This is a genomic window from Methylobacterium sp. CCH5-D2, assembly GCF_001556475.1.
Taxonomy (GTDB): domain Bacteria; phylum Pseudomonadota; class Alphaproteobacteria; order Rhizobiales; family Beijerinckiaceae; genus Methylobacterium; species Methylobacterium hispanicum.
On record NZ_LSIX01000697.1, the window covers coordinates 1 to 4,104 of the forward strand.

At 70.3% G+C, this 4,104-nt stretch carries 2 protein-coding genes and 1 pseudogene; 2 read left to right on the top strand and 1 reads right to left on the bottom strand.

Features of this window, described 5'->3' with window-relative positions; genetic code table 11:
- Nucleotides 1–1,612 (bottom strand): PAS domain S-box protein (locus AX737_RS18340; protein ID WP_280949089.1); only part of this gene is annotated, 1,612 nt, incomplete at its 3' end.
- A 439-nt stretch (nt 1,613–2,051) separates the two neighbouring features.
- On the opposite strand from AX737_RS18340, the gene AX737_RS18345 reads away from it, so the two are divergent.
- Both AX737_RS18345 and AX737_RS18350 read left to right on the top strand, forming a co-directional pair.
- The gene (locus AX737_RS18345; protein WP_066923926.1) at nt 2,052–3,677 is read left to right on the top strand and encodes a hybrid sensor histidine kinase/response regulator; all 1,626 of its coding nucleotides are present in this window, start codon (nt 2,052–2,054) and stop codon (nt 3,675–3,677) included.
- 221 nt (nt 3,678–3,898) lie between these two features.
- Nucleotides 3,899–4,104: pseudogene (locus AX737_RS18350) on the top strand (hypothetical protein); the annotation flags it as partial.

The following is a 4,104-nucleotide window of genomic DNA, read 5'->3' on the forward strand; positions in this document are numbered from 1 at the left end:
CGGGGCCCGCGTGCCGGTCCCCTCCCGCCGCGACCTCGGCCTCGAAGCGGATGCGCGCGCCTGTGAGCGTGCCGACCATCTCGGAGAGGGCGGTGACCGCCCGGCCGACATCGAACACCTCCGGGGTCAGGGTCTGGCGGCGCGCGAAGGCGAGGAGCTGGCCCGTCAGCTTGGCGGCCCGGTCGACCGTGTCCGAGATGGCCGCGACGTAGCGCAGGCGGCGCTCCTCGGGGAGGTTCGGGCGCTTGAGGAGGTCCGTCGAGGACTTGATGACGGTGAGCAGGTTGTTGAAGTCGTGCGCCACGCCGCCCGTGAGCTGGCCCACCGCCTCGAGCTTCTGCGACTGGCGCAGCTGCTCCTCCAGCGCCTTGCGCTCGGTCACGTCGCGGCCGGCGGCGCAGAAGAGGTCGCCCTGCGCGATGGCGTTCCAGGAGATCCAGCGCTCGGCGCCGTCGGCGGCGCGCAGGCGGACGTCGAGGTTGTCGAGAACCTCGCCCCGCACGATGCGCGCGAAGGCCTGCTGCGCCTCGGCCCGGTCGTCCGGATGGACGAAGGTGTCGAAGCGCGCGCCGACGAGCTGCTCCTCGCCCCAGCCGAGCATCTCCCGCCAGGCCGGGTTGACGGCCCGGTAGACGCCGTCGAAGCCGCAGACCACGAGCAGGTCGCGGCTGGCGCGCCAGACGAGGTCGCGCTCCGCCGTGCGGTCGCGCGCCGTCGCCTGCAGGACGGCCTCGGCCTCGCGGCGCTCGCTGATGTCGTTGAACAGGATGGCGACGCGGCGCTGGACGGGATCGCCGATGCGCAGGGCGTGCACGTCGAACCAGCGGCCCATGGCCACGGCCCCGCTCTCGAAGCGGACCGGCCGGCCCGTCAGCGCGACCGCGCCGTAGACGTCGAACCAGCGCCGCTCCAGCGCGGGCACCACCTCGCTCACCCAGCGTCCGATGACGTCGCCGAGCCCGGTCTGCCGCTGGAAGGCGGGGTTCACCTCCAAAAAGCGATAGTCGATCGCGCGCTCGTCGGCGTCGAAACGCATCTCGACGATGCAGAAGCCCGCATCGATCGCGTCGAACAGGGTGCGGTAGCGCGCCTCGCTCTCGGCGAGCTTGCCCTCCTCGGTCCGGAATCGCGTGACGTCGAGCTGGCTGCCGAAGAAGTAGCGCAGCCGCCCCTCGCCGTCGAAGACCGGGCTGACGTAGAGTTCGTTGCGGAAGGGCGTGCCGTCGCGATGGTAGTTGAGGATCTCGACCACGACGTCGCGCCGGGCCGCGATGGCATCGCGCAGCCGTGCGACGTCGGCGGGGTCGGTCCCCGGCCCCTGGAGGAAGCGGCAGTTGCGCCCGACCAGCTCCTCCGCCCCGTATCCGCAGAGGTCTTGGAAGGCGCGGTTCGCGAAGACGATCGGATTGTCCGGACGGTTCGGGTCGGTGACGATCTGCGGCATGCGGGTCTTCTCGGCGGCCGTGAACAGCAGGTCCGCCCCCGCCGGCGAGGTGCGCTGACCCGCCTCCGGCCGGCGGACGCCGTCCGCGAGCTGGGCGCGCAGCCGCGCATTCTCGGCTTCCAGCGCGCGCTCGCGGCCCCGCAGCCGCTCGACCTCATCCCCCATCATGCCAGGTCCGCTCGGCTCGACGGCTCGTCCGGCCGCCCCAGACCACAACGGCCAACAGGACGAGCGGGTTCTTCGTAGAAGCGGGCCGCCCCGTCGATGGCGCGGCCGCCCGCGGGCGGCGCCGTCCGGGCATTCCGGATCGTCGCGGCCGATTCCCGCTTCGGTTGCGGCCTCGGTCCCTGCGCGCGTCGCGCCGGCCAGGGGTGCGGGTTTGGGACGCATCCGCCCCGTCGCGCCCCGCCCTAGCTCGGGAACTGCGCCAAGTGCCGCGAGCGGCGCCTGGACCGGTATCGCCGTACCAGCTCGGCCGCGGCAACGTGACCGTTGAACGATCTACGTGCGCCTGCACGTATACGTTGTGCCGTGATAGGATCGCGGCCGTCATCTCTCCGACCGGGTCAGCCATGCCCCGGCCTTGCCAGGGAAGTCCTGCCAGCGGATGCCGTCGTCACCGGAGAAGCCCAGGACGAACGGTCCGCACACACCCGTGACCGGCAGCGGGCCGTCCGGCGTCGAGGACGTGCACCACGACATCTTCTTCGCGGCCGTCGAGACGACGCGCATGCCGATGATCGTGACCGACCCGCACCAGCCCGACAACCCGATCCTCTTCGTCAACCGCGCCTTCGAGCGCATGACCGGCTACACCCGGCAGGAGCTGATCGGCACGAACTGCCGCTTCCTCCAAGGGCCGGAGACCGATCGCGACACGGTCGACGAGGTGCGCGCGGCCATCGCCGAGCACCGCGAGTTCGCCACCGAGATCCTGAACTACCGCAAGGACGGCTCCTCCTTCTGGAACGCGCTGTTCGTCAGCCCGGTGTTCAACCGCCAGGGCGACCTCGTCTACTTCTTCGGCTCGCAGCTCGACGTCTCGCGCCGCCGCGACGCCGAGGAATCGCTCCATCAGGCCCAGAAGATGGAGAGTCTCGGCCAGCTCACCGGCGGCATCGCGCACGACTTCAACAACCTGCTGCAGGTGATCTCGGGCCACAACGAGGTGATGCTGGCGCTGATCGACCACCCCGACATCGACGTCTCCCGCCTGCGCCGGGCGGGCGAGGCGGTGCGGGACGCCTCCGAGCGCGCCGCCAAGCTCACGCACCAGTTGCTCGCCTTCTCGCGCAAGCAGCGGCTGGAGGGCCGGCTCCTCAACATCAACGGCCTCGTCCAGAACATGAGCGAGATGGCCGAGCGCACGCTGGGCGAGCAGGTCGTGATGCGCATGCTGCCGGCGCCCGACCTCTGGACCACGCGCATCGACCCGACCCAGGCCGAGGTCGCCCTCCTCAACGTGCTGATCAACGCGCGCGACGCGATGCCGAACGGCGGCACGGTGACGGTGAAGACCGAGAACCTGCTGATCGAGGACGAGGACACCGCCCTCTACAAGACGGTGGGCCCGGGCGCCTACGTGGTGGTCTCGGTGACCGACACGGGCATCGGCATGCCCCCCGAGATCCTGGCCCGGGTGATGGAGCCGTTCTTCACCACGAAGGGCGAGGGCAAGGGCACCGGCCTCGGGCTCGCCATGGTCTACGGCTTCGCCAAGCAGTCGGGCGGCTCGGTCAAGGTCTACTCGGAGGTCGGCCACGGCACCACCGTGCGCCTGCTCTTCCCGGCCTCGGACCAGAAGATCGAGGAGGAGCGCAAGGTCTCGCAGCGCGCCGCCGACCGGCACGGCACCGAATCGGTGCTCGTCGTCGACGACCGGCCGGACGTGGCCGCCACCGCGGGCACGATCCTGGAGGATTTCGGCTACAAGGTCACGATCGCGGACGGGCCCCGTGCGGCCCTCGAGGTGCTGGACGGCGAGGCGCGCATCGACCTGCTGTTCACCGACCTGATCATGCCGGGCGGCATGAACGGCGTCATGCTGGCCCGGGCCGCGCGCGAGCGCCAGCCCCGGATCAAGGTGCTGCTGACCACGGGCTACGCCGAGGCCTCGCTGGAGCGCACCGATGCGGGCGGCACCGAGTTCGAGATCATCAACAAGCCCTACAAGCGCATGGAACTCGCCCGGCGCGTGCGGCGCGTCCTCGACGGTCCGACGGGCGTCGGCTAGGGGCCTCGCGCCCCGCTCGGCCAGTCGTGCGGGCCGGTCCGAGCTGGCAAGGGATCGTGCCTCGACGACACGGTTCCGCGAAGCTTATCGATAGTACGTTGATACTATGCTTAGTAATTCTTTATCGTGAATGCTTCTCGCGAAAAGATTAAGATTTTGTCATCTTGAAACGGTGCGCTTCCGTCGGCGTTTCAACGCATCATCCACATGGAGGATAGAGGATGCGTATGAAACTTGCTGGCGCGGCGCTGCTCGCGCTGGGCACCCTGGCCGGCACGGCGGGCGCCGCGGAGGCCGCGCAGGGCTGCGGACCCGGCTTCCATCGCGGCTATTACGGCTGGTGCCGGCCGAACTGGCGGCCCTATGCCGACCGTCCCGTCGTCTACGCGCGGCCCGTCTACGGCTACGGCTGGCGCCGCCCCTGGGG

Excerpts from the sequence above, each read along its gene's own strand:
- AX737_RS18345 (WP_066923926.1), top strand. The coding sequence starts at position 2,052 with ATGCCGTCGTCACCGGAGAAGCCCAGGACGAACGGTCCGCACACACCC.